A 3343-nucleotide genomic window follows, 5' to 3' on the forward strand; every position below is an offset into this window, starting at 1 on the left:
GGATGATGGAGTCCTCGTTGCCACCGGTGTCGACGATTCCCGAGACACGGAATTCGGTGCCGTCGGTGTCCATGATGTCGGATGAGACGCGGCCGTTTTCCATGGCGTGGTGGCCCGTGTCCGCATCTTGGGCCCCGTGAGTGTCCGATTCTGGAGACGCGGACAGTTGCGGGTCGGATTTGGAGCTTTGTTTGTCCGATTCTCCAGAATCGGACGTTTGGGCATCGGAGGCACGGTAGGCGATGGTGACGCGGCTGCCGATCTTCACGCCGAGCGCGTCGGCCACGTCCCGGCCGACCATCACATTGCCCGCGCTGGACCAATCGCCCGTCACGTTCCAATGGCGATTGAGCGCCCTGACGGATTTCGCGTCCACGCCGGCGATGGTGTACGGCGCGGAGTTGACGCGTACGCTTTCATACCGGTATGCGGCCGATTTCGCGCTGTGCCCGGCCGTTACGAGCGATGTCACGGCACGCATGGTCGCACTGTCGATGCCTTGCGATTTTCCCGTGGCGTTGGATGGCGTGACGATTAGGTTCGCGCCGTATTCGCGCATTTCCTCATTCATCTGCCGTGGCACCGCGACGCATACGGACGCGAGGCAGAACAACGTGGCCGCGCCGACCAACGACGCGATCACGGCCATCATCGCCCGCGAACGACGGCGGAACACCGCGCCCCACAGCATGGTGAAGAACATCCTGCGATTCGTCATCGCACACCCCCTACGAAATCCAGTCCCAACTCACCTTCCATGCAACACCTCCGCAGGACGCAAGCCCAAAATCGCCCGAATCGACGACAGCGAAGCGACGAGAATGGTGACGGCGAGCAGCACGAACACCAGCACAAAGACCATTGGACGCATGGTGATGCCGGAGCCGAACACCACGTGTCCCACAATCTGCGCCACACCGGAACCAAGCAGCGCGCCCACGATCGCGCCGACCAGCGCGACCACCGCCGTTTCGGCGAGCATCAGACGCGAAACCGCGCCGTCCGTAGCGCCAATCGCCTTCAACAATGCCAATTCCGAACCGCGTTCGCCGATCGAGGCGGCCATGAGGTTGGCCACGGCGATCGCGGCCGCGACCAACGACAGCACGGTCATGAGCACCATCACCGCCTGCGTCTTGTTCAGCACATCGCCCTGCAGCGCGGCCACCTGGCGCACCTGCTTGGCCACCGCCCCCGGCAACACCTCCTCAATCTGGTAGGCGATCGACGAGGGATACGCGGTGCAATACCAGGTCTCCCACTCGTCCTGCGTGAGCGCGGCCGGGTTCTTCGACGCCTTGCGCGCGAGGTCGTTGTCGGGCGTGGTGAGCGCCTTGACCTCGATCTTGTCGACGGAGTCGGGCAGGTTCGCGAGCGTCTGCGCCATGATGGACGGCATGTAGATGGCGTTGTCGTCCGAATCGCCGGAATCGAATATGCCGACGATCTTCACCTTCACGCGATTCCGCTCGGTGCCGTTTCCGTCGGATGCGGCGATCGTTTTGTCAAGCGTGACGCTGTCGCCGATCTTCAGGCCAAGTTTCGCGGCGATCGCGCTGCCGGCCATCGCCTGCGCACCGCCGTCCTTCGGCCATGTTCCGCTGACCTTCCACCACGATCGCATGCCGTCCACGCCGACCACGGTGGATTCGCCGGAATCCATGTGCAGGGTCTTGGCGAACCATGTGCCCACAATCGGCACATTCGCGGCCTTGCAGCTGCCTTGCGTCGAGCCGGAGCAGCCTGCGTCGGCGTGGATGTTCAGCTCGGGCGCGAAGTTGGTGATGTTGAATGCCCAGAAGATGGTTTTGATCTTCTTCGCGTCGGATTCCTTCAAAAACGACGTGGGATCGGAGGAGGTTCCGGAAGCCGCGGAGGACGTTCCGGAAGCAGCCGAACCGTTGGAATCACCCGTGCCGTACAGGTCGCTCACCACCGCATCGGATTTCGGCTGGACGATGATGTTCGAGCCGTACGTGGACAGTTCCGCGTTGAGCTTGTCGCCCACGTCGAACACCACGCCGAGCATGGCCACGCTGACGGTGGCGGACAGGCATACGGTGACGGCGATGAGCAGCCGCCGCTTGAACTGCCGGCTGAACGAACGGAAGATCATATTCAGGAAGAACATGGGATTCGGCTTTCCTTTCGCTCACTGGAAGTGGCTCGACAGCGCGTCGAGCGCGGACGTTTGGATGACGATTTTGCCGGGTTTGATCTGGTAGTCGAAGGGGATGGGGTTGCAGCCGCCTTTGAAGCCGATAGTGGCGAGGTTGATGGCCACATCGCATTTCTTGCAGATAATCTTGCCGTCCTTCTCGTAGTAGCCGGCGTCGCCGCAGTTGTCGCACGCGTCAAGGCCGACGCCGTACGCGCCGCCGTTCTTCTTGATGATGATGAAGCGCATGACGGTGCCGTCCTTCGCCTTGTATTGGAAGCGATGAAGATGGCCGTCGGAGACCTGGCTGAATTTGATGGTGGCCACGCCGTCGACGAGCGAATACTCCTCCGGTGGGGAAAGGGTGACGACTTTCTGCGTCTGCGCGACGCCGTACGTCAGGGCCACGGTGACGCCGATCATGGCGACGAGGCTGAACGCGCCGGCCGCTTTTGCACGGCGGCGGAAGGCGATGTGCGTACGCGCGATGGCTTCGTTGGCGCCGGTGGGCTTGACCTTGAATCCCATGACGATGCTGGCGACTGCGGGGATGGCGAATACCAGCGCCATGGCGATGGTCATGTCCCGCTGATGGTTGATGCCCCACACGAGCGCCAGGAAGGCGGTTGTCGGGAAGCTGACGATGCGTTTGGATTGCAGGAGCTGCGCAAGGTCGGTGAAATGCTGGGCGAACAGCAGCGCGATCAGCAGCAGGACAGCCGTGGTGAACGACCAGCGCACGGCGGTGGAACGCATCGTGCGGAATATCAGCGCCGCGATGATCACGACGGCGGCGCCCAACGCGAAGCCGAGCGCGCGCAAAAGCATGTCGGAGGTGAAGATCGGATCGCCAGGCTCGACGAAAATCGTCAATCGCAGGATCACGTCGGGCAGCGCACGGAAGGTGGTGGCTGCGATCGCCAGCGCGGCCACAAGATTCGCCACGTCCAGCAGCGCGCGGCGACGATGCCAGTCGGTGGTGATGCGACGGGCGAAGATGACGACGACGAACACGGCCACGTCGAAGATGACGCAGCACCACAAGGTCGGATAGTTGACGAACGTGCGCTGCGTGATGACGGCCGTGGCGCGCAACGCGGCGAAGACGATGGCACCGGCGAATCCGACAACAAAGCCGGCCAGTCTCCAATACGCGCTCAGCGGCTTGTCCCGTCCCTCACCGAC

2 protein-coding genes and 1 pseudogene are annotated in these 3343 nt (G+C 62.8%); all 3 read right to left on the reverse strand.

Annotation, left to right across the window (positions count from 1 at the left end; genetic code table 11):
- Positions 1-718: pseudogene (locus ACR0P8_RS09035) on the reverse strand (ABC transporter permease); the annotation flags it as partial.
- A gap of 30 nt (positions 719-748) precedes the next feature.
- A complete protein-coding gene (locus ACR0P8_RS09040; protein WP_432624749.1) occupies positions 749-2131 on the reverse strand; it encodes an ABC transporter permease in 1383 nt (460 codons plus the stop codon).
- 21 nt (positions 2132-2152) lie between these two features.
- Positions 2153-3343 (reverse strand): Fe-S-containing protein (locus ACR0P8_RS09045; protein ID WP_432624750.1); only part of this gene is annotated, 1191 nt, incomplete at its 5' end.

The organism is Bifidobacterium sp., from assembly GCF_050874245.1.
Classification (GTDB): Bacteria; Actinomycetota; Actinomycetes; order Actinomycetales; family Bifidobacteriaceae; genus Bifidobacterium.